This is a genomic window from Streptomyces sp. NPDC028314, assembly GCF_055565795.1.
This window is the reverse complement of sequence record NZ_JBVHTP010000019.1, coordinates 78,237-99,755: the sequence shown is the minus strand read 5'-3', so window position 1 is coordinate 99,755 and position 21,519 is coordinate 78,237. Positions and strand designations below refer to the sequence as shown.

Here is a 21,519-nt window from a genome sequence, read left to right as displayed (position 1 = left end):
GGACCGTGGCGGTCGGCGACGAGAACTCCGGCATCGTCTCCCTCAGGTCAAGAGACGGGCCTCGGAACCCATTACCACCGCACTGGCTCGCACGCCCGCCACGGTCCTCGTCCTGCCCTCACCGCGTACCACCCCTCATCCGGGTCCGCGGTGCGGGCTCAGCACCCGGGGCCTGACCTCCCGTCAGGCCCCCGGTACAGCTATGCGGCTCAGGCGTCGCGCAGGGCGCGGACGGCCTCCTCGACGCGCTTGCCGTAGTCGGCGTCGGCGGCGTGGAAGTGAGCCAGGTTCTTCTCGATGACGTCCTCGAGGGTGACCTGAGACAGGCCGCCGGCGATGTTCGCCACCAGGCGCTGCTTCTCGGCCTCCGACATCAGGCGGTAGAGCTCACCGGCCTGGAAGAAGTCGTCGTCCTTGGTGTGGGCCGGGGCCTCGTGGGTGCCCGTGTAGCCGGAGACGGCCTTCGGGGCGCCGAGCGCCAGACCGGTCTCGGCCGGACCCTGGTACGAGTTGGGCTCGTAGTTCTTGTCGTGGCGCGAGCCGTTGCGCAGCGCCATGACGCCGTCGCGGCCGTAGTTCTCGGCCTTCGTCGCCTTCGGGGCGTTGACCGGCAGCAGGGTGTGGTTCACACCGAGGCGGTAGCGCTGGGCGTCGGCGTACGCGAACAGACGGCCCTGGAGCATCTTGTCCGGCGAGGCGGTGATGCCCGGGACGAAGTTGTTCGGGGAGAAGGCGGACTGCTCGACCTCGGCGAAGACGTTGTCCGGGTTGCGGTCGAGGACCAGACGGCCCACGCGCTGCAGCGGGTAGTCGCTGTGCGGCCACACCTTGGTGAGGTCGAACGGGTTGAAGCGGTAGTCCGCGGCCTCGGCGGCGGGCATGATCTGGACGTAGAGGGTCCAGCTCGGGTTCACACCGCGCTCGATCGCCTGGAGCAGGTCGGTCTGGTGCGAGTTGGCGTCCTTGCCGACGAGCTCGGCGGCCTGCTCGCCCGACAGGCTGCGGATGCCCTGGTTCGTCTTGAAGTGGTACTTGACGAAGAAGGCCTCGCCGGACTCGTTGGTCCACTGGTACGTGTGGGAGCCGTAGCCGTTCATGTGACGGTACGACGCCGGGATGCCGCGGTCACCCATCAGCCAGGTGATCTGGTGCGTCGCCTCGGGGGCGTGCGCCCAGAAGTCCCAGACGTTGTCCGGCTCCTGCTTGCCCGTGAAGGGGTCGCGCTTCTGGGAGTGGATGAAGTCGGGGAACTTGATCGGGTCCTTGATGAAGAACACCGGGGTGTTGTTGCCGACGAGGTCGTAGTTGCCCTCTTCGGTGTAGAACTTGAGCGCGAAGCCGCGCGGGTCGCGGACGGCGTCCGCGCCGCCCAGCGAGTCGGCGACGGTGGAGAACCGCAGGAAGGTCTCGGTCTTCTTGCCGACCGTGTTCAGGAACGCGGCGCTGGTGTACGCGGTGACGTCGTCGGTCACCTCGAAGTGGCCGTACGCGGCGGAGCCGCGGGCGTGCACCACGCGCTCCGGGATGCGCTCGCGGTTGAACCGGGCGAGCTTCTCGAGGAGCTGCTGGTCCTGGACCAGGAGGGGGCCACCGACGCCGGCGGTAGCGGAGTTCTGGTTGTCGGCGACCGGGGCGCCAGACTCGGTCGTCAGCGTGCGCTTCGACATGGTGACCTTCCGTACGGGGAACTGCTGACGGAAATCGTCTTCCGTCATGCGGAACAGCCTAATTTCGGCGTGAACGCGTCGTCAACAGTTTGTTGAAAGAAAGAATGTGGAGAGGTGATCCGGACGGTGCCGGCGCTTGGGCGCGACAGGACAGGTGTCAGCACCGGCACCATCCGGAAACTCAGGTCCCCGTGGACGGGGAGGGGTGCGGCCCGGCGAGCGGGCCGCGGGCTCAGATCTGGGCGCCGGAGAGGCGCTCGACCGCGCGGAGCAGGGCGGAGTGGTCCAGGCCGCCGTCACCCTGGGCGCGCAGCGAGGCGACGAGCTGGGCGACGACCGCGCCGACCGGGAGGGCCGCACCGACGTTGCGGGCGGCGTCGGTGACGATGCCCATGTCCTTGTGGTGCAGGTCGATCCGGAAACCGGGCTTGAAGTCGCGGTTCAGGAAGTTGTCCTTCTTGCGGGTCAGGACCGTGGAGCCGGCCAGACCGCCGTTGAGGACGTCCAGGGCGGCCTGGAGGTTCACGCCCGACTTCTCGAGGAAGACGACGGCCTCGGCGCACGCCTGGATGTTCACCGCGACGATCAGCTGGTTGGCGGCCTTCACCGTCTGGCCGGAGCCGTGCGGACCGCACAGGACGATGGTCTTGCCGAGGGCCTCGAGGACCGGCAGGGCCTCGTCGAAGTCGGCCTGCTCGCCACCCACCATGATCGACAGGACGGCCTCGATGGCGCCGGCCTCGCCGCCGGACACCGGGGCGTCGATGACGCGGATGCCCTTCTCGGCGGCGTTCTTCGCGAGGTCGATCGAGGTCTGCGGGGTGATCGACGACATGTCGATGATCAGCGCGCCGGACTTCGCGTTCTCGAGGATGCCGTTCTCACCGTAGGAGATGGCCTCGACCTGCGGGGAGGCGGGCACCATCGTGATGATGACGTCGGCGTCCTTGACGGCCTCGGCGATCGAGCCGGCCGCGGAGCCGCCGGCGGCGGCCAGGCGGTCCAGCTTGTCCTGCTCCAGGGTGAAGCCGGTGACCGAGTAACCGGCCTTCAGGAGGTTCTCGGCCATGGGGGAGCCCATGATTCCGAGACCGATCCAGGCAATCTTGGGGAGGGTGCTCATGATGAGGGTCCTTCTCTTAATGCTTTGTACGAAAAGTTCGTGACGTGCCTGGCTGATCGCCTGGACTTTGTCCGCCTACTTCGCGGCGCGGGCCTCGGCCGGCAGCCATGCGAAGGAGGCGGCAGCATCGGCGGCCTTGTACTCCAGGCCTACGTAGCCCTCGTATCCGGCCTTCTTCAGCTGGTCGAGCAGCTCCTCGAGGGGCAGCTCGCCGGTGCCAGGGGCACCGCGTCCGGGCTTGTCCGCGATCTGGACGTGACCGGTTTTGGCGGCGTACTTTTCGATGACCTCGGAGAGGTCCTCATCGTTCATCGCCAGGTGGTACAGGTCGAGCAGGAACTTGGCGTTCCCGAGGCCGGTGGCCTCGTTCACCTTGTCCACCACCTCGATGCCGGCCGGGGCGCTCACCAGCGGGTAGAGCGGCGACTCGGGCTTGTTGAGGGTCTCGATCAGGAGGATCGCACCCACCCGGTCGGCGGCCTGAGCGGCCACGACCAGGTTCTTGAGGGCCAGCTCGTCCTGGACGGCCGGGTCGACGCCGTCGACGCGGTTGCCGTAGAGGGCGTTCAGCGCCTTGCAGCCGACCGAGGCCGCGAAGTCGGCGGCCACGTTGATGTTGGCGTTGAAGCGCTCCGACTCCTCACCGGGGACCGAGACCGCACCGCGGTCCGGACCCGGCAGCTGGCCGGCGTAGAAGTTCAGACCCACCAGCTGGGTGCCGGCGTCCTCGAGAGCCTTCTTGAGGGCGTCCAGCTCCGCCTGGGCGGGAGTGGGGGTCTCGATCCAGGGCCACCACAGCTCGACCGCCGTGAAGCCCGCCGCGGCGGCAGCCGCGGGACGCTCCAGGAGCGGGAGTTCCGTGAAGAGGATCGAAAGGTTTACATCGAAGCGCTGGTCCGTGTATCCCATGAGGGGTGTGCGCTCCTTCCGTATTGCGGAAGTTAGTTTCTGCTTGATGGAAGACTGCATCGAGGTTCGCGCGGCTGTCAAGTGCGGACTCCCGGAAAGTCCCGAGTGCGGGGTAGCTTGACCCGCGTGCGATTGAGAGTGGAGTTCACGACCGAGCCCTTCGATCTCGAAGAGGCCCCTGCCCATGCCGTGGCCGCTCGCGAGGTCATCCACGAGGCCCGGCTGGACGCGGTGGACGTCGGTCCCTTCGGCAATACCGCCGAAGGGGAGGCGGACGAGGTGCTGACCGCCGTGGCCGCGCTCCTGCGCGACTCGCTGGAGGCCGGAGCCACGCGCGTCTCGCTCCAGGTCAACGTGATCCGGGAGGAGACCCCGTGACCGAGCCCCGCGACCACCCGTTCGTCGCCGCGGTCAAGCCGCTGGTGGACGCGATGGGCGGCGAGCTGATGGATCCCTCCCTGGCGCAGCCCGACGACGTCGTGCTCGCCTGGGAGGGCCAGGAGCTGCTGGCCGTGCGCCTGCCCCAGCTCTCCGACTCGCTGGACCACATCCTGGCGGCGCTGGAGCGCCGGCACGGCGTACCGTTGGCGCAGCTCGACCGGAAGTCGAAGCAGGACGTGGTGCGCATACTGGAGGCGCGCGGGGCCTTCTCCGTGCGGCACGGCGTGGAAACGGTCGCGGGCGCCCTGGGGGTAAGCCGCTTCACCGTCTACAACTACTTGAACAGGGATGCCAACCCTCCCAAAGGCCCCGCCAAGAACAGCCAAGCGTGAACGCATCCTGACCCAAAGTGACGAGCCGCCGCCCAATTCACCCGGGCGGCGGCTTTTGTGTACGGGAAGTTTCAACAAAGTGTTGACGCCGTGTTGTCGAGGGCGTTAGCTATGCGCAGCCCGTCAAAAAGCAACAACAGGCCACGGAGGCCTACCGTGACTTCGAGTCCGACCCCGGGTCTCACCCGGTTCAACGCCTTGGACGACAGCGAGGCCACGGCCGAGCTGCACGAGGTGTGCGCCAGCTCGGCATGGGGGAGCAAGCTGCTCGCCCAGCGCCCCTTCGCCGGCATCGAAGCCCTGTTTTCGGCCAACGAGTCCGCCATGGCGGAGCTCACCGCCGAGGACCTGGGCGAGGCGATGGGGGGCCACGCGCCGATCGGCCGGCCGAAGCCGGGAGACCCGACCTCCGCCCGCGAGCAGCGTGGCATGGCCGGTGCCTCGGAGGAGCTCAAGAACGAACTCCTCGAACTGAACCTGGCGTACCAGGAGAAGTTCGGCCACGTCTTCCTCATCTGTGCCACCGGTGCGACCGGTGAGTTCATGCGGGACGCGGTCAAGGTCCGGATCGGCAACTCGCCGGAGCAGGAGCGAGAGATCGCTCGCGGTGAGCTCGTCAAGATCAACAAGATCCGCCTGACCCGACTCGTAGAAGGAGAGTGAGCATGAGCACCGAGACCACCGCGTCGGTGTCCACGCACATCCTGGACACCAGCATCGGCAAGCCCGCCGAGGGCGTCGCCATCTCCCTGTCGGCCCGTACGGGCCTCGACGGTGAGTGGGCGGCCCTGGGCGGCTCCGCCACGGATGCGGACGGGCGCTGCAAGGACCTGCCGGCCCTGCCGGAGGGCACCACCCACGTGCGTCTCGATTTCGAGACCGAGACGTACTTCTCCAAGAAGCAAGCCGAGGCGCAGCAGGACGCCCCCCGCGTAAGGGACAGCGGTGCGTTCTTCCCCGAGGTCACCATCACCTTTGCGGTGAACCCGGGCGAGCATTACCACGTACCGCTGCTGCTCAACCCGTTCGGCTACTCCGTTTACCGAGGGAGCTAGTCATGGCCACGATTCTGGGCCAGAACCAGTACGGCAAAGCAGAGAACCGCGTCGTCAAGATCACGCGGGACGGCGACACGCACCACATCAAGGACCTGAACGTCTCGGTCGCCCTCTCCGGCGACATGGACGACGTCCACTACTCCGGCTCGAACGCCAACGTCCTTCCGACGGACACCACCAAGAACACGGTGTACGCGTTCGCCAAGGAGTACGGCATCGAGTCCGCCGAGCAGTTCGGCATCCACCTGGCGCGCTGGTTCGTCAACAGCCAGGAGCCGATCCAGAAGGCGCGCATCCGGATCGAGGAGTACTCCTGGTCCCGGATCGCCACCTCGGACGCGAACTCCAAGTTCATCGGCGCCGACGAGGTGAACCACTCCTTCGTCCGCGAGGGCCAGGAGACCCGGGTCACCCAGATCACGTACGACGGTCAGAACTGGGAGGTCATCTCCGGCCTCAAGGACCTGGTCGTCATGAACTCCACGAACTCCGAGTTCTGGGGTTACGTGAAGGACAAGTACACGACGCTCAAGGAGGCCTACGACCGGATCCTGGCCACCCAGGTGTCGGCTCGCTGGCGCTTCAACTGGTCGGACGACGAGCAGCGGATGCCCAACTGGGAGAAGTCCTACGCCGAGACCAGGAAGCACATGCTTCAGGCCTTCGCGGAGACCTACTCCCTGTCGCTGCAGCAGACCCTGTACCAGATGGGCTCGCGCATCATCAACCACCGTTCGGAGATCGACGAGGTCCGCTTCTCGCTCCCGAACAAGCACCACTTCCTCGTCGACCTGGAGCCCTTCGGCCTCAAGAACGACAACGAGGTGTACTTCGCCGCGGACCGTCCGTACGGTCTGATCGAGGCGACGGTCCTCCGCGACGGCGTTGACGCCCGTATCCCCGTGGACATGACCAACCTCTGATGCGCCACGCGCGTCCCGGGGCTCCGCAGTGGCCCCGGGACCGCGAGACACGTCTTCAACTTCCTGAATCGGCACCCGGACGCAACACACGGGGCGGCAGTACTGTCAGCTGTCAAGGCCCCCGGCTCCGGCACTCAAATCCCCTGGGTTTTGCCGTGCCCGCACCGCCACTGAAAGCACGAGGAAGTCCCATGGCAGCATCGGCAGCCCATGACAGCGCCGTCGAGCGCATCGTCATCGAGAACTGTGCGATTGCGACCGTCGACGCGAATGACACCGAGTACGCCTCGGGCTACGTGGTCGTCGCCGGCAACAAGATCGAGTCGCTCGGCGCGGGCAAGGCCCCCGAGAACCTCGACAATGTGGTCCGCCGCATCGATGGCACGGGTCACCTCGTCACCCCGGGTCTGGTCAACACCCACCACCACTTCTACCAGTGGATCACCCGTGGTCTGGCCACCGACCACAACCTCTTCAACTGGCTCGTCGCGCTGTACCCGACCTGGGCGCGCATCGACGAGCAGATGACGTACACGGCCGCGCAGGGCTCCCTCGCCGCGCTGGCCAAGGGCGGTGTCACCACCGCCATGGACCACCACTACGTCTTCCCCAAGGGCTCCGGCGACCTCTCCGGCTCGATCATCCGCGCCGCCTCCGAGATGGGCGTCCGCTTCACCCTCGCCCGCGGCTCGATGGACCGCAGCGAGAAGGACGGCGGCCTGCCGCCGGACCACGCCGTCGAGACCCTCGAAGGCGCGCTCGCCGACACCGAGGCGACCGTCAAGAAGCACCACGACCACTCCTTCGACGCGATGACCCAGGTCGCCGTCGCCCCCTGCTCCCCCTTCTCGGTCTCCACCGAGCTGCTGAAGCAGGGCGCCGAGCTGGCCCGTCGCCTGGGTGTGCGCCTGCACACGCACGGCTCCGAGACCGTCGAGGAAGAGCAGTTCTGCAAGGAACTGTTCGGCATGGGCCCGACCGACTACTTCGAGTCGACCGGCTGGCTCGGCGAGGACGTGTGGATGGCGCACAGCGTCCACATGAACGACTCCGACATCGCCGCGTTCGCCCGCACCAAGACCGGTGTGGCGCACTGCCCGTCCTCCAACGCCCGTCTGGCCGCCGGCATCGCCCGCGTCCCGGACATGCTCGCCGCCGGCGTCCCGGTCGGCCTCGGCGTGGACGGCACCGCCTCCAACGAGTCCGGTGAGCTGCACACCGAGCTGCGCAACGCGCTGCTGATCAACCGCCTGAACCCGGTCCACCGCGAGCGTGCGCTGAACGCGCGCCAGGCCCTGCGCCTCGGTACGTACGGTGGCGCCCAGGTCCTCGGCCGCGCCGACAGCATCGGCTCGCTGGAGGCCGGCAAGTGCGCCGACCTGGTGATGTGGAACCTGAGCACCTTCCTGCACTCCTCCATCGCCGACCCGGTCACCGCGCTGGTCTTCGGTGCGGCCGCCCCGGTCACCCTCTCGCTGGTCAACGGCAAGCAGATCGTCGAGAACAGCCGACTGCTCTTCGCCGACGAGGACGCGATCGCCGTGTCCACGCGTGAAGAGGCCCAGCGCCTCGCGCGGATCTCCGCGCAGGCCTGATCCCACGGAGTCCGGTCGGGGGGGACGGCCCTCGACCGGCGGCCGCGGACCCGAGCGGGGTCCGCGGCAGCCGTGCCCGGGAAGCGCCCGAGGAGACAATCCGACGGCGCCCCCGGGTGCGGTGACTCGTGAAACTCATGGAGAGCGAATCCATCACACCGCGTCACTGCCACGGCATCGCCAGCTCTTCAGCACCACCTGATCGAGCGGGAACGACTCGGGCGAATCGTTTCCGTAACCCCTTGGGGCAGCACATTCCACAACTGAACAACGGCTCGACTAGCACAGCTTTCGCACCACCTCCCTGACATCCACGTCCCTGCCGACGTGTTTAACCGACCGGAGGAAGCCGTGGCCTCTACGCCCAGGTTTCGCAAAGATGCAGTCGCAGTACCGGAGGAGAAGCACCCGGTCGACGAGACCTTGCCTCCGCTGAAAATGTTCACGAGCGGTCTCCAACACGTGGCCGCCATGTACGCAGGTGTCGTCGCCCCACCCATGATCGTCGGCCCGGCCGTCGGTCTCTCCGCCACCGAGACCGCCTTCCTGATGGGCGCCTCGCTCTTCACCGCAGGCCTCGCCACCCTCCTCCAGACCCTCGGAGTCTGGAAGATCGGCGCCAAACTCCCCTTCGTCAACGGCGTCTCCTTCGCCGGTGTGACCCCGATGATCGCCATCGGCAAGGGGGAGGGGGACAACGCCATCCCCGTCATCTTCGGCGCGATCATCGTCGCCGGTCTCGTCGGCTTCCTCGCCGCCCCGTACTTCGGCAAGCTCGTCCGCTTCTTCCCGCCCGTCGTCACCGGTACGGTCATCACCCTGATCGGCGTCTCGCTGCTCCCGGTGGCGTTCAACTGGTCGCAGGGCGGGAACCGCACCGCCACCGACTACGGCTCGATGCAGAACATCGGGATGGCCGCCCTCACCCTGGCGATCGTCCTGCTGATGCGAAAGTTCCTGCGCGGCTTCCTCCAGCAGATATCCATCCTGCTCGGCCTGGTCGCGGGCACGCTCATCGCGATCCCGCTGAACATGACGAACTTCGACGCCGTCCGCGACGCGGACGTCGTCGGCTTCCCGACCCCGTTCCACTTCGGCGCCCCGCAGTTCCAGGTCGCGGCCATCATCTCGATGTGCATCGTGATGCTCGTCTGCATGACGGAGTCCACCGCCGACATCCTGGCCCTCGGCAAGATCGTGGGCCGTCCGGCGGACGCCAAGACCATCGAGGGCGGCCTGCGCGCCGACACCCTCGGCAGCGCGCTCAGCCCGCTGTTCAACGGTTTCATGTGCAGCGCCTTCGCACAGAACATCGGACTCGTCGCCATGACGAAGGTCCGCAGCCGCTTCGTGGTCGCCGCCGGCGGCGGCATCCTGATCCTGCTCGGCCTGTGCCCGATGGCGGCCTCCGTCATCGGCGTGGTCCCGCTGCCCGTGCTCGGCGGCGCCGGCATCGTGCTCTTCGGCTCGGTCGCGGCCAGCGGCATCCAGACCCTGGCGGGCGCCGCCATGGAGAAGGGCGAGAACGCCCTGATCGTGGCCGCCTCCGTCGGCATCGGCCTGATCCCGATCGCGGCGCCGGGCTTCTACCACGCCTTCCCGAAGGACCTGCTGGTCGTCCTCGACTCCGGCATCAGCACCGGCTGCGTCGTGGCGATCCTGCTCAACCTGGCCTTCAACCACCTCGGCGCCAAGAAGGAGGCGGCCGGGGAGGCCGCGCCGGAACCGGCGTTCGTGCACTGAGGCCGGGACACCGGCCGGCGCGCGGCGGTGCGTACGCCACCCACTGCGGGTGTGGCGTGCGCACCGCCGCGCGCCCGTCTGCGCGGCGCGGTGCGGCCCCGCCCGGTCCGCCGGAGCCGGAGCCGCCCCGCCCGCCCCGCCCCGCCCGTTCCGCCCGGCCCGGAGGATTTCGCGTCGGCGTGCACGGAGGGCGCACGCTTTCCGTCGCGCGCGCCGCCACTTGAGCTGCGAGCCCCAACTTCTCCTGCCGTGCTCCTTGCCGAACGGCACCGGTGAACTGATCCTGAGGCCCGGTCACATGTTGCACGCGGACGCCCTCGAAGGCGTCCTGAGCAGACAGGTGGTACCGCCGATGGCAGAGTCGCCGCAGTTGTGGATGCGCAACGAGACCCGGCCCACCGAACGCAGGGCGCCACTCACCCCACAGGACGCCGGACAGCTCGTCCGGCAGGGGGTGCGGATCACCGTGGAGGAGTCCGGCCACCGGGTCTTCCCGCTCGACGAGTACCTGGACGCCGGCTGCCGTGCCGCGCCCGCCGGATCCTGGGCGGCGGGGGCCGCGCCCGGGTCCGCCTACATCCTCGGCCTCAAGGAACTCCCCTCCACACCCGAGCGTTTGCACCACAGGCACGTGTACTTCGGGCACGCGTACAAGGGCCAGGCGGAGGCCCCCGCGCTGCTGGAGCGGTTCGCCGCGGGCGGCGGGACCCTGCTCGACCTGGAGTACCTGGCCGACGCCCAGGGCCGCAGGCTCGCCGCCTTCGGGTACTGGGCGGGCTATGCGGGTGCGGCGCTGGCCGTACTACAGGCGCGGGGCCTGCTGGAAGCCCCGCTGGTGCCGCTGCCCCGGGCCGAGCTCGACCGGCGATTACGGGCTTCGCGGACCGTCCCCGCGCCCGACGGCCTGCAACTGCGGTCCGTCGTGATCGGGGGCTACGGGCGCAGCGGGCGCGGCGCCTGCGACGCCCTCGCCACCGCTGGGGTGCGGGTCACCCGGTGGGACCGCGCCGACACCGCCCGGCTGGACCGGACCGCCCTGCTCCGGTACGACATCCTGGTCAACGCCGTACTCACCACCCGGCCCGTAGCGCCCTTCCTGACCCCGGCCGACCTGGACCGCGAGCCGGGCCCCGGCGGGCGGCGGCTGTCGGTGATCGCCGACATCACCTGTGACACCGGCTCGGCGCTGCATCTGCTGCCCGTCTACGACCGGCTGACCGACTGGGCCTCCCCGTCCCGCCGGCTGCGCGGCGGGCCGTGGCCGCTCGACGTGATCGCCATCGACAACCTGCCGTCCCTGCTCCCGGCCGAGGCCGCCCGGGCCTTCTCGGGGGACCTGCTGCCGAAGCTGCTGGCCCTCGGGACGGGCGCCCCGGACCCGGACTGGCTGCGCTGCCGCGAGGCCTTCACGGAGGCCTTGGCCGCCCTGCACCCGCTCCAGGGGGCCGGCGAACAGCCGGCGGCCTGACCCGCGAGACCCGGACGAGGGCCTACCGGCCGCCGTCCGGGTCCCACAGCATCAGATTGCTCATCAAATCCGCCTGCTCGACGGCGTCATCGAGCGCGTGGTGTGTGTGCTGCCGCTGCGACAGCAGTTCGCGGGGCATCCGCCCCTTCACCGCCGCACGCAGCGGCACCCGTGCCTTGGTGGCGTACAGCGTCTTCATGTCCAGGCAGCCCGAGTGCCCGAACGGGCTGTCCCCGCCGAACTCGATCAAGTACCAGTACAGGAAGCTCCAGTCGAAGGAGGCCGGGTAGCCGCACATCACCGGCTGGGCCCCGGCCGACACCTCCCGCACCCAGGCGCGGAACTCGGCCATCGCCACGGCCGGTTCGGCGCCCTCCCGGAGCAGCCGGTCCCGGTCCAGCCCGCTCACCGCGAGGGCCGCGGGCTCGAAACGGTCGCTGATGGGGCGCAGTTCCCGGTAGAAGGTCCGCTGCTCCGGGTCGGCGGCCGTATACGAAGGGCCGTCCTGCCGGCCGGCCACGGCGGCTCCGAAGCTGATCATGGAGTACGACCCGGGAATCGGGCCGTCGGCCTCGATGTCGACCGAGATGTAGAGAGAGGGGCGTGCGGTAGGGGCTGACATGCTCCGGAGCATGCCAGCCCGTACCGCGTCCTCGCACCCGCATTACCGGGCTACGGAGCGGGCGTCAGGTACATCCCGCTCTGGTCGCTCCCGGCCGTGTTCTTGCAGCTGAACCCGGAGGTCGCGGGCTGCGCCACGACCAGGGCCAGGCAGCGCCCGGCGGCCAGCTGCCCGAAGTGGTTCGGGTGCATGGACTCCTGGATCAGGCCCTGCGTCTCGCTGCTGTCGATCCAGCGCGCCCACTCGCTCGTCTTCGCGGACGCCGGCGTCGCGGAGGTCACCTGCTTGCTGGCCTTCGCACACACCTCGCGCCCCTGCATCATGTCCCGCAGGTCCATGAACTGCACGCCCTTGGCGGCGGCAACTCCCTTGAGCCGGTTGGAGATCTGCGGCACGAGGGAGTCCCGGGCCCAGTCCGAGTCCCGGTTCCAGAAGGGACAGCCGCCCGAGTTGAGGCGGCTCCAGTCGCTCTGGGTGTACCGGTTCTCCGCGCCCCTGGGGATGGGCGACGGGTACGACTGGAGCACGATGCGGTACGAGGAGTCGGCGTACCCGGCTCCGCGCATCACGGCCCGGATCTCGTCGACGGACTTGCCGACCTTGGCCATCACCCCGTCCATCTTCTCGTCGACCCCCTCCTGCTGGTCGTCGTAGCAGTACGAGTTCCAGAGGATGAAGTCGAACGCGCAGTCCTTGATGATGTCGGCGAAGCCGAGGTCGTTCCCGCCGATGGACAGCGCGATCACCTTGACGTTGTTGGCTGCGGCCACCGCGGCGAGCTGATCGGCCTGCGGGGCCTCGCCCTTGTAGGACACCCCGCCGTTGGAGGCCCGGAACACGTTGTCCGAGACCGCCCCCGAGCAGGCCAGGTTCACGGCCACGTCGGCGATCGCCCCGGCGCTGCGCACCTCGGCCGAGTCCGACCGGTGGCAGCCGCCCGCGGTCGTTCCGTAGACCTTGGCGGGGTCGTACGAACTGCCGCTGACCCAGGCCCGGTCGGTGCCGACCCGGCTGCCGCTGTTGGTCAGGCTGTTGCCCTTCCACCGGCCGGCTTCGCCGGAGATGTAGCTGTCGCCCATGGAAACCACGGCGGTGGGCCCCGTGCCGGGGCTCGCCGCGGAGGTGCCCGCCCCGCCGGCCAGCAGTGCGCTGACGGCGAGCGGCAGTACCAATCCGGCCCCGGTCAGTCGTCGCACGCGACTGCGGGACCGGCCCTTGCTGACGTTGCGGAATCCGATCACTGCGGAACTCCTGCGGTCGGCCACGCCGAAGCCGGGAACAACTTCGGTGCGTGGCTGGGTAAGTGGGGGTACCGCCGGCGCCGGTGGCATCGGAAAGGTGACACGCGGCCGGATGTTACCGCTAGGTACACGCAGATTACGATGGCGTAACGGCCGACCATTCGTTCGGTACGCCAGGCCGGCTCGAGCCGTACGCCGGTCGGCTGAAGCCGTTCGCGAGCCGGACTCGTGCGGCGCGTGACAGGGTGAAAACAGCTCCGCCCCCGGCGCCTTGGGGGCGGCGGGGGCGGAGCTGCTGTGCTCGGCTGCTGTGCGTTTCAGCCGAAGACGGGTGAGGCGCGAGGTGTTCAGCCCACGAGCTGGTCGTACGCGGGGAGGGTGAGGAAGTCCGCGTAGTCGGCGTCGAGGGAGACGTGCAGCAGGAGGTCGTTGGCCTGCTGCCACTTGCCGGCCGCGAAGGCCTCCTCGCCGATCTCGGCGCGGATCGCGGCCAGTTCCTCGGCGGCGATCTTGCGGGTCAGCTCGGCGGTGGCCTTGACCGGCTCGCCCTCGTGCTCGAAGACCACACCGGCGTTGATCCACTGCCAGATCTGCGAGCGCGAGATCTCGGCGGTGGCCGCGTCCTCCATCAGGCCGAAGATGCCGACCGCGCCCAGTCCGCGCAGCCAGGCCTCGATGTAGCGGGTGCCGACCTGGACGGCGTTGCGCAGGCCCTCGTACGTGGGCTTCGCGTCCAGGGAGTCGATCGCGATCAGGTCGCCCGGGGCCACCGAGACGTCCTCGCGCAGCCGGTCCTTCTGGTTCGGCTTCTCGCCGAGCACCGCGTCGAAGGAGGCCATGGCGATCGGGACCAGGTCCGGGTGGGCGACCCAGGAGCCGTCGAAGCCGTCGGCCGCCTCGCGGTCCTTGTCGGCCTTGACCTTCTCGAAGGCGACCTTGTTGACCTCGGCGTCCTTGCGGGACGGGATGAAGGCCGCCATGCCGCCGATGGCGTGCGCGCCGCGCTTGTGGCAGGTCTTGACGAGCAGCTCGGTGTACGCCCGCATGAAGGGGGCGGTCATCGTCACCGCGTTGCGGTCCGGGAGGACGAACTTCTCGCCGCCGTCACGGAAGTTCTTGACGATGGAGAAGAGGTAGTCCCAGCGGCCCGCGTTGAGGCCCGCCGCGTGGTCCTTGAGCTCGAAGAGGATCTCTTCCATCTCGTAGGCGGCGGTGATGGTCTCGATCAGGACGGTGGCGCGGACGGTTCCCTGCGGGATGCCGACGTAGTCCTGGGCGAAGACGAAGATCTCGTTCCAGAGGCGGGCCTCCAGGTGGGACTCCGTCTTCGGCAGGTAGAAGTACGGGCCCTTGCCGAGGTCGATCAGGCGCTGCGCGTTGTGGAAGAAGTACAGGCCGAAGTCCACGAGGGAGCCGGAGGCGGGGCCGCCCTCGAACTGGAGGTGGCGCTCCTCCAGGTGCCAGCCGCGCGGCCGCATCACGACGGTGGCGAGCTGGTCGGCGGGCTTCAGGGCGTACGCCTTGCCCGTGCGCGGGTCGGTGAAGTCGATGCGGCGCTCGTAGGCGTCGATGAGGTTGAGCTGGCCGAGGACGACGTTCTCCCAGGTGGGAGCCGAGGCGTCCTCGAAGTCGGCGAGCCAGACCTTGGCGCCCGAGTTCAGGGCGTTGATGGTCATCTTGCGGTCCGTCGGACCGGTGATCTCCACGCGGCGGTCGTTCAGCGCGGCCGGGGCCGGCGCGACCTTCCAGTCGCCCTCGCGGACCTGTGCGGTGTCCGGGAGGAAGTCGAGGGTGGAGGTCCGGGCGATCTCGGCTCGCCGCTCGGCGCGTCGGGCGAGGAGCTCGGCGCGGCGGGGGGCGAACCGGCGGTGTAGCTCGGCCACGAAGGCGAGTGCCGCGTCGGTGAGGACTTCGTCCTGCTGGGGCAGGGGCTCGGCGTCGACGATGGCCAGCGGGGACGGCGCTGGTGCGGACATATCTGTCACTCCTTCAGCGGCGGTGCCTGGCGGCCGCGGGGGAATGCTCGCGCGAGACGGCACGCAGTGCCGTCGGGTGTGGAGAGTTCCGGGATACGGTCGCGGGCGCCGTCTGTGGTTCAGGGCGCTTCTGACCAGTGGATAGTAATTTCCTCATGGTGGAAGTTCAATGGTTTGTTGACGTCGAGATTCTCCGGGTCGACAGATTCCACCCTCCCGTGGCCCTCAGTGCCATCGCGGTCACGCCCCGCTCAGGCCCCGCACCAGCCGCGCTCAAGCAAGACGTGCCAGGTCGGACGGGGTGTCGATGTCGAAGGCCTGCGCGACGTCCCCGCACTCCACCAGTGTGAGCTCGTCCGCGTGCCGCTTCAGATGGACGCGCGCGCCCTGGTCCCCCGTGGCGGTTTCCGCTATGTCCGCCCAGCGGTCCGCCCCGAACAGCACCGGATGGCCGCGCTCGCCGTCGTACGCCGCCGCCGCGAGGCTCGCGGGCGAGCGGTACGCAGCCAGCACCCGGGCCACCGCGGCCGGCCCGATGCCCGGCTGGTCCACCAGCGAGACCAGGGCCGCGTCGGCCTTCGTGCCGCCCAGGGAGGTGAGGCCGACCCGCAGCGAGGACCCCATGCCCTCGGCCCAGTCCGGGTTGTCCACGACCACGCAGCCCGTCAGGTCGGCGCGCTCGCGGACCTCCGCGGCGGAGGCGCCGAGCACCACGTGCAGCGGGCCGCAGCCGGCCTCGCGCAGCACCCGTACGGCGTTCTCGACGAGCGGGCGGCCGCGGTAGGGGAGCAGGGCCTTGGGGCGGCCGCCCAGGCGCCGGCCGCCGCCGGCCGCGAGGAGGAGGCCCGCGATCACCGGGGCAGCGGGGTGTGTCGTGTCGGCTGGCATGACAGCGATTCTCGCCCCTCGGCGGCGGCGCGCGGGTCCCGTCTCAGCAGTCGGCGTACGGCCGCCAGAGCCGCTCCGACCGGCAGCGGCCGGGAGATGCGCTGCTCGGCGGCGGCCACCAGGACCCGTTCGTCACGATCGGTCAACATTTCGGCGTCTCCTTGCCAATCGGGGGCCAATACAGCGAGTGTGGTCCTCGATTGGCCTGGTCGGCAGAGCCAATCAGGGGAGGTTGGCATGGCAAACGGGCGAGTGGTCCATACGGCGGACAGAACCATCGGCAGCCGCCAGCTCGCCGCCCTGCTGCCCGCCGAGGTGCTGGCGCGCCCCGGCTACCGCGCGCTCGCCGACGCCGTCCGCACCCTGATCCTCGACGGCCGGATCGCCCTGCACGTACGGCTCCCCGCCGAACGCGAACTCGCCGAGGCGGTCGGCGCCAGCAGGGCCACCGTCACCGGCGCCTACGACCTGCTGCGCGAGAGCGGCTACGTCCGCAGCCGGCGCGGCTCCGGCACCTGGACCGAACTGCCCGACGGCCACCAGCCGGTCGGCTCGCCCGCCCTCGTCGGGACCGGGGCGCGCGCCGACGGCGACGAGGGCATCGACCTGGCCATCGCCGCCATGGGCGCCCCGGAGGGCAGCCTTGCCGAGGCCTTCGCCTGGGCCGCTCCCCGGCTGCCCCGGATCGCCCGCAACCCCGGCTACCACCCTTTCGGCCTGCCCGACCTGCGCACCGCCGTCGCCGAGCGGTTCACCCGGCGCGGACTGCCCACGCGCCCCGAGCAGATCCTGGTCACGGCCGGGGCCCAGCAGGCCTTCGCACTGGTCGTCAGCCTGCTCTGCCGGCCCGGCGACCGCGTCGTGACCGAGAACCCCACCTACGCCAACGCCCTCGACGCGCTGCGGCACGCCCGGCTGCGCACCGCGTCCCTCGCCGTCTCCGACGCGGGCTGGGACATGGAGATCGCCGAGTCCACGCTGCGCCAGACGGTGCCGAGGATGGCGTACGTGATCCCCGACTTCCAGAACCCGACGGGCGCGCTGATGCCTCCGGAGCAGCGGCTGCGGCTGCTCGCGGCGACCCGGGCCACCGGATCCTGGCTGGTGGTCGACGAGACCATCGCCGACATCGCGCTGGACGTTCCCGCGCCGGCGCCCCTGGCCTCGCTCGCCCAGCGGGGCGGCGCGGAGCACGTGATCACGATCGGCTCGCTCAGCAAGACGCACTGGGGCGGGCTGCGGGTGGGCTGGATCCGGGCCACCGCCAAGATGATCACCGAGCTGACCGCCGTACGGGTCTCCGCGGACATGACCGGCTCGGTACTCGACCAGCTGGTCGCCCTCCCGCTGATGGCGGACATGGACCGGGCCCTGCCCGCGCGCCTCGCGCAGCTGCGGATCCAGCGCGAGGCCCTGGTGGCCGCGCTCCAGCGGTACACCCCGGAGTGGTCCTGGCAGGTGCCCCCGGGCGGCCTCTCCCTCTGGGTGGACCTCGGCGAACCGGTCAGCTCGGCGCTCGCGGAACGGGCCGCGGCCGCCGGGGTCCACATCGGGCGCGGGGCCCGCTTCGGGGTGGACCCGGGGACCTTCGAGCACCGCCTGCGGATCCCGTACACGCTGTCCGCCGACCGCCTGGCCGAGGGCGTCCGCCGCCTCGCCGCCGCCTTCCACGACGGGGTGCCGCTGCCTCCCGCGGTGGAACGCCCGCACTGGGTGGCGTAGGCGGCGCTCCGCGCTGGGTGGCGTAGGAGGCGCTACGCGGACACCGGCTACGGCGTGCGGATCAGCCGACGGGTGGCGGCCGCGGCCACCGCGGCCGTGCGGGAGTCGACGCCGAGCTTGGCGTAGATGTGGACCAGGTGGGACTTGACCGTGGCCTGGCTGAGGAAGAGCTGCTTCGAGATCTGCTGGTTCGACAGTCCGTCGGCGACCAGCTGGAGGACCTCCAGCTCCCGTTTGGTGAGGGCCTCCGCCGGCATCCGCATCCGGTCCATCAGCCGCAGCGCCACCGCCGGGGCCAGCGCCGACTGGCCCGCCGCCGCGGTGCGCACGGCCGCCGCGAGCTCCTCCGGCGGGGCGTCCTTGAGCAGGTAGCCCGAGGCCCCCGCCTCCACCGCCGCCAGGATGTCCGCGTCCGTGTCGTACGTGGTCAGGACCAGGACCCGGGGGGCGGACGGGCGCGCCGTGATCAGCGCGGTGGCCGCCGAGCCGTGCATCCCGGGCCCGAACTGGAGGTCCATCAGCACCACGTCCACCTCCGCCGACGCCGCCAGCTCCACCGCCCGCTCGGCGGTGGCCGCCTCCGCGACCACCGCGAAGTCCGGCTCGGTGTCCAGCACCGCGCGCAGCCCGGCCCGTACCACCGGGTGGTCGTCGGCCAGCAGCAGCCGGATCGTCATGAGAGCGCCTCCGCGGGCAACGGCAGGGTGACGGCCACGGCGGTGCCCTGGCCCGGGGCGGACTCCACGGTGAACAGCCCGCCCAGCGTCCGGGCCCGCGAGCGCATCGCCGGGAGCCCGAAACCGCCCTCGCCCGAAGGCGCCGAGGAGGGGTCGAAGCCCAGGCCGTCGTCGACGACGTCCAGGGTGACCGAGGTGTCCATGAAGGTCAGGGTGATCTCGGCGCGCCCGGCCCCGGCGTGCCGCACCACGTTGGCCAGCGCCGACTGCGCGATCCGCAGCAGGGCCACCTCGTACGGGGTGGGCAGGACCCGGGGAGAGCCGCTCAGGCAGAAGCGCACGCGCGGACCGGGCGCGGCCGAGCAGAGCCGTTCCAGCGCGGCGGCCAGGGACCCGTGCTCCAGGTCCGGGGGCGTGAGGGCCCGTACGAAACGACGTGCCTCGGCAAGATTGTCCTGGGCCGCCTCACGGGCGCGGCCGATGTGCTCCAGGGCCGGCGCGTCCGGCGGGAGCGAGCGCTCCGCGGCCCTCAGCAGCAGCTGGATCGAGGACAGGCCCTGGGCCAGGGTGTCGTGGATCTCCCGGGCCAGCCGCTCGCGCTCGGCCAGGATCCCCGCGCCCCGCTCGGCCGCGGCCAGCTCGGCGCGGGTGGCGATGAGCTCCTCGATCAGCTCCCGGCGGCGTTCGCTCTCCCCGTACAGCGCCTGGTAGCCGAGCACCGTGGCCACCGCGACGGCCCCGCCCAGCAGCGGCCCGAGGAAGGCCCCGGGGGACACCGAGCCGCTGTGCGCCAGGAACCCGCCGATCGCCGCGCAGGCCGTCACGGCGACGGCCGCGATCCCCCAGCGCAGCCGCAGCAGGTGCAGCTCCAGGAAGTACAGCGGGAAGGCGATCCACAGCCCGTCGGGGGAGACCACCAGCAGCGCGGCCCAGGCCGCGCCCAGCCCGGCCAGCCACAACGCCCCGGCCCGCGGCGAGCGGTGCACCACGGGTGCCCGTACGCCTGCCGCGTACACGGTGCCGAGCAGCGCGCACGCGGCGACCACCCACCCGGCCCGGGGCGCGGAGTCGGTGACGGCGCGTGCGGCGGCCAGCGCGAGCAGCCCGAACAGCAGCGCGTGCAGGCAGAGCCGCAGGACGCGGGAGACGGGGGTCAGGGGGCGGGATCGAGGAGCAGCCATGGCCTGACCAGCGTAAGTGCGGATCCACCACCCCCGGTCAACCAAAAGTTTGATGTCCCGATGGGTCCTTCGATACGAGGATCCCTACTGTGGCGCGATGCCTTGTGCCCACGCGGAACACCAGGGTGGGGGACATGTTCGTCGCATGGAGAGATCTACGGTTCGCCAAGGGCCGCTTCGCCCTCATGGGCTCGGTCGTACTGCTGATCACGCTGCTGGTCGGCCTGCTGTCCGGACTGACCTCCGGGCTGGCCAGGGAGAACATCTCGGCCATCACGGGACTGCCCGCCTCGCACCTGTCCTTCGCCGCGCCCGCCGGGGACCAGAAGGTGTCCTTCACCAACTCCCAGGTCCCCGAGAAGGCCTGGCTGGCCTGGCGGACTCGGCCCGGGGTGAGGTCGGCGGAGCCGGTCGGCATCCGCACCACCAACGCCGTCTCGGGTGAGCGCACCGCCGCCGTGTCCGTCTTCGGCGTCGAATCGGCCGGCCGGCTCGCCCCCCGCGGCTCCGGGCTCACCCAGGGCCGGGTGGTCCTGACCGAGAAGGCCGCCCAGGAGCTCGGCGGACTCGGCGCCGGCGCCAAGCTCAGGATCGGCCCGCTGGAGCTGACCGTCGCCGCGGTCTCCGGCACCGCGGCCTTCAGCCACACCCCGGTCGTCTGGGCGGACCTGGCCGACTGGCAGCGCATCGGCAACCCGGGAACCTCCACCGACACCCTGGCCACCGTGATCGCCCTGGACGCGCCCGGAGCGGCCACCCGCGCCGGGGACGAGGCCGCGGCCACGAGGACCCGGAGCGTCGACGAGGCGCTGAGCGCGATCGGCTCCTACACCTCCGAGAACGGCTCGCTCCAGCTGATGCGCGGCTTCCTCTTCGCCATCTCCGCCCTGGTCATAGGGGCCTTCTTCACGGTGTGGACCATCCAGCGCAGCGGTGACATCGCCGTCCTGAAGGCCCTGGGCGCGTCCACCCCGTACCTCCTCAAGGACGCCCTCGGCCAGGCCGTGGTCATGCTCGCCGTCGGCACCGGGCTCGGCACGGCCCTCGCGGCCGGCGCCGGAGTACTGATCAGCGGCGGCGACGTGCCCTTCGTGCTCGACGCACCCACCGTGCTGGTGCCCGCCGCGATCATGATCGCGCTCGGCGCGCTGGGCGCCGCCCTGTCCATCCGGCGGATCACCGCCGTAGACCCGCTGACCGCCCTCGGGAGCGCCCGATGACCCTGCTTGTGCACGACGTCACGCTCACCTACCCCGACGGCGACGGCCGGCTCACCGCCCTGGACGCGGTCGGCCTGGAGGTGCCCGCGGGCACCCTGACGGCCGTCATCGGCCCCTCGGGCTCCGGCAAGTCCAGCCTCCTCGCGGTCGCCGCCACGCTCGTCACCCCGGATTCCGGCCGGGTGGTCGTGGCGGGCCAGGACACCGCCCGGCTCAACGCCGCGCAGAAGTCGGCCCTGCGCCGCGAGAAGATCGGCATCGTCTTCCAGCAGCCCAACCTGCTGGCCTCGCTGACCGCCGCCGAGCAGCTCCAGGTGATGGCCCACCTCTCCGGCCGGCCCTCCCGGCCGCTGCGCCGCCGGGCCTTGGAGCTGCTGGACGCGGTGGGGCTGGCCGACAAGGCCGACCGGCGCCCGCACCAGCTGTCCGGCGGGCAGCGCCAGCGCGTCAACATCGCCCGGGCGCTGATGAACGAGCCCGCCGTGCTGCTGGTCGACGAACCCACCAGCGCGCTGGACCACGACCGCGGAGCCGCCGTCCTGGACCTCCTGGTCACCCTCACCCGCGAGCGGTCCACCGCCACGGTGCTGGTCACCCACGACCACGCCCACCTGGACCGGATGGACCGTACGGCGACGATGACCGACGGCCGCCTCACGCAGAGCCCGGACCCGGTCCCGGCCGCCTGAGGCCCTCGCGTACGAAGGCCCCCGCCACCCCTCTCCGAGAGGGG

At 70.6% G+C, this 21,519-nt stretch carries 21 protein-coding genes; 11 read left to right on the top strand and 10 right to left on the bottom strand.

From position 1 onward, the window contains the following. Positions 1-209 precede the first annotated feature (209 nt). The 3 genes from ACZ4TG_RS33790 to ACZ4TG_RS33780 all read right to left on the bottom strand — a co-directional run bounded on the left by ACZ4TG_RS33790 (position 210) and on the right by ACZ4TG_RS33780 (position 3,699). Positions 210-1,667, bottom strand: a complete 1,458-nt coding sequence (locus tag ACZ4TG_RS33790; protein WP_468170731.1) for a catalase — start codon at positions 1,665-1,667, stop codon at positions 210-212. Between the two features lie 232 nt (positions 1,668-1,899). After that, entirely contained in the window at positions 1,900-2,790 is an 891-nt protein-coding gene (locus ACZ4TG_RS33785; RefSeq protein WP_468170621.1) for a 2-hydroxy-3-oxopropionate reductase, read from the bottom strand. Between the two features lie 75 nt (positions 2,791-2,865). Further along, positions 2,866-3,699 carry a TIM barrel protein gene (locus ACZ4TG_RS33780; protein ID WP_468170618.1) on the bottom strand — a complete coding sequence of 278 codons (834 nt, stop codon included), beginning with the start codon at positions 3,697-3,699 and terminating at the stop codon, positions 2,866-2,868. A gap of 126 nt (positions 3,700-3,825) precedes the next feature. On the opposite strand from ACZ4TG_RS33780, the gene ACZ4TG_RS33775 reads away from it, so the two are divergent. The 8 genes from ACZ4TG_RS33775 (at position 3,826) to ACZ4TG_RS33740 (ending at position 11,259) form a co-directional block, all read left to right on the top strand. Further along, positions 3,826-4,077 carry a thiamine-binding protein gene (locus tag ACZ4TG_RS33775; RefSeq protein ID WP_468170615.1) on the top strand — a complete coding sequence of 84 codons (252 nt, stop codon included), beginning with the start codon at positions 3,826-3,828 and terminating at the stop codon, positions 4,075-4,077. After that, entirely contained in the window at positions 4,074-4,472 is a 399-nt protein-coding gene (locus ACZ4TG_RS33770) for a helix-turn-helix domain-containing protein (protein WP_468170612.1), read from the top strand. The genes ACZ4TG_RS33775 and ACZ4TG_RS33770 overlap by 4 nt, the downstream gene beginning before the upstream one ends. Before the next feature lie 156 nt (positions 4,473-4,628). Then, on the top strand, positions 4,629-5,135 hold the full coding sequence (gene uraD, locus ACZ4TG_RS33765; protein ID WP_468170609.1) for a 2-oxo-4-hydroxy-4-carboxy-5-ureidoimidazoline decarboxylase: 507 nt from the start codon (positions 4,629-4,631) through the stop codon (positions 5,133-5,135). A gap of 2 nt (positions 5,136-5,137) precedes the next feature. Next, the gene (gene uraH, locus ACZ4TG_RS33760) at positions 5,138-5,527 is read left to right on the top strand and encodes a hydroxyisourate hydrolase (protein ID WP_030715205.1); all 390 of its coding nucleotides are present in this window, start codon (positions 5,138-5,140) and stop codon (positions 5,525-5,527) included. Positions 5,528-5,529: 2 nt separating this feature from the next. Next, entirely contained in the window at positions 5,530-6,453 is a 924-nt protein-coding gene (gene pucL, locus ACZ4TG_RS33755; protein WP_468170606.1) for a factor-independent urate hydroxylase, read from the top strand. Between the two features lie 191 nt (positions 6,454-6,644). Beyond that, complete coding sequence (locus ACZ4TG_RS33750) at positions 6,645-8,048, top strand: 8-oxoguanine deaminase (RefSeq protein WP_468170603.1); 1,404 nt, start codon at positions 6,645-6,647, stop codon at positions 8,046-8,048. 351 nt (positions 8,049-8,399) lie between these two features. Beyond that, a complete protein-coding gene (locus tag ACZ4TG_RS33745) occupies positions 8,400-9,791 on the top strand; it encodes a nucleobase:cation symporter-2 family protein (protein WP_468170600.1) in 1,392 nt (463 codons plus the stop codon). Between the two features lie 352 nt (positions 9,792-10,143). Next, the gene (locus tag ACZ4TG_RS33740) at positions 10,144-11,259 is read left to right on the top strand and encodes a saccharopine dehydrogenase (protein ID WP_468170597.1); all 1,116 of its coding nucleotides are present in this window, start codon (positions 10,144-10,146) and stop codon (positions 11,257-11,259) included. Positions 11,260-11,281: 22 nt separating this feature from the next. Here ACZ4TG_RS33740 and ACZ4TG_RS33735 read toward each other — a convergent pair whose 3' ends face one another. The 5 genes from ACZ4TG_RS33735 to ACZ4TG_RS33715 all read right to left on the bottom strand — a co-directional run bounded on the left by ACZ4TG_RS33735 (position 11,282) and on the right by ACZ4TG_RS33715 (position 16,135). Next, positions 11,282-11,881, bottom strand: a complete 600-nt coding sequence (locus tag ACZ4TG_RS33735) for a 3'-5' exonuclease (protein ID WP_468170594.1) — start codon at positions 11,879-11,881, stop codon at positions 11,282-11,284. A 50-nt stretch (positions 11,882-11,931) separates the two neighbouring features. Then, the gene (locus ACZ4TG_RS33730; RefSeq protein ID WP_468170591.1) at positions 11,932-13,212 is read right to left on the bottom strand and encodes a GDSL-type esterase/lipase family protein; all 1,281 of its coding nucleotides are present in this window, start codon (positions 13,210-13,212) and stop codon (positions 11,932-11,934) included. Between the two features lie 257 nt (positions 13,213-13,469). Further along, on the bottom strand, positions 13,470-15,098 hold the full coding sequence (aceB, locus tag ACZ4TG_RS33725) for a malate synthase A (protein ID WP_468170588.1): 1,629 nt from the start codon (positions 15,096-15,098) through the stop codon (positions 13,470-13,472). 273 nt (positions 15,099-15,371) lie between these two features. Then, a complete protein-coding gene (locus ACZ4TG_RS33720) occupies positions 15,372-15,986 on the bottom strand; it encodes a nucleotidyltransferase family protein (protein WP_468170585.1) in 615 nt (204 codons plus the stop codon). Then, the gene (locus tag ACZ4TG_RS33715) at positions 15,950-16,135 is read right to left on the bottom strand and encodes a hypothetical protein (RefSeq protein ID WP_468170582.1); all 186 of its coding nucleotides are present in this window, start codon (positions 16,133-16,135) and stop codon (positions 15,950-15,952) included. The genes ACZ4TG_RS33720 and ACZ4TG_RS33715 overlap by 37 nt, the downstream gene beginning before the upstream one ends. 88 nt (positions 16,136-16,223) lie before the next feature. Here ACZ4TG_RS33715 and yczR point away from each other — a divergent pair, with 88 nt between their 5' ends. Beyond that, positions 16,224-17,708 carry a MocR-like transcription factor YczR gene (gene yczR, locus ACZ4TG_RS33710; RefSeq protein ID WP_468170580.1) on the top strand — a complete coding sequence of 495 codons (1,485 nt, stop codon included), beginning with the start codon at positions 16,224-16,226 and terminating at the stop codon, positions 17,706-17,708. A gap of 47 nt (positions 17,709-17,755) precedes the next feature. On the opposite strand, the gene ACZ4TG_RS33705 is transcribed toward yczR, so the two are convergent. Beyond that, positions 17,756-18,385, bottom strand: coding sequence for a response regulator (locus ACZ4TG_RS33705; protein ID WP_468170577.1), 630 nt, complete (start codon positions 18,383-18,385; stop codon positions 17,756-17,758). Then, positions 18,382-19,566, bottom strand: a complete 1,185-nt coding sequence (locus ACZ4TG_RS33700) for a sensor histidine kinase (protein WP_468170574.1) — start codon at positions 19,564-19,566, stop codon at positions 18,382-18,384. Before ACZ4TG_RS33700 ends, ACZ4TG_RS33705 begins: the two co-directional genes overlap by 4 nt. A gap of 134 nt (positions 19,567-19,700) precedes the next feature. Here ACZ4TG_RS33700 and ACZ4TG_RS33695 point away from each other — a divergent pair, with 134 nt between their 5' ends. Together ACZ4TG_RS33695 and ACZ4TG_RS33690 are read left to right on the top strand one after the other, a co-directional pair. Continuing rightward, positions 19,701-20,786, top strand: coding sequence for an ABC transporter permease (locus tag ACZ4TG_RS33695; RefSeq protein ID WP_468170571.1), 1,086 nt, complete (start codon positions 19,701-19,703; stop codon positions 20,784-20,786). Then, positions 20,783-21,475, top strand: a complete 693-nt coding sequence (locus ACZ4TG_RS33690; RefSeq protein ID WP_468170568.1) for an ABC transporter ATP-binding protein — start codon at positions 20,783-20,785, stop codon at positions 21,473-21,475. The genes ACZ4TG_RS33695 and ACZ4TG_RS33690 overlap by 4 nt, the downstream gene beginning before the upstream one ends. Positions 21,476-21,519 lie beyond the last annotated feature (44 nt).